Source organism: Lamprobacter sp. (assembly GCF_034860625.1).
Taxonomy (GTDB): Bacteria; Pseudomonadota; Gammaproteobacteria; order Chromatiales; family Chromatiaceae; genus Lamprobacter.
This window is the reverse complement of record NZ_JAYESN010000786.1, coordinates 1-325: the sequence shown is the minus strand read 5'-3', so window position 1 is coordinate 325 and position 325 is coordinate 1. Positions and strand designations below refer to the sequence as shown.

Sequence of the window (325 nt, the reverse complement as noted above, 5' to 3'; positions counted from 1 at the left end):
CAAGTTCTTTCTTGAGAAGTGAGTAGTCATGACGACGACCAGGAGATGTCGGACCGACAACAGAAATTCCTTTATCGCTATCGGAAATGATTGTATTTTTGAACGTGTGGGCATGCTTCTTGCCGCTATAGTAGTTCTTCTGTTTTCGAGAATCCTTCGGGCGCTGGCTGCGCCTTTCGGTACCGTCAATTATAATTTCTTGAATTTGCTGCTTATTTTCTTCTGTACTTAGAGGTTGAGGACGAAAATGACGAGTAACCATTCACAGGGCTAAAACCTGCCACCGCGGCACGCCCAGCGACTTGAGCCCACGCTGAGGCACAGG

General features: G+C 47.7%; 1 protein-coding gene. It reads right to left on the bottom strand.

The genetic code is table 11. The features are described 5' to 3' along the window. Window positions 1-262 (bottom strand): transposase family protein (locus VBE63_RS31280; RefSeq protein WP_323686818.1); only part of this gene is annotated, 262 nt, incomplete at its 3' end. Window positions 263-325: the final 63 nt, after the last annotated feature.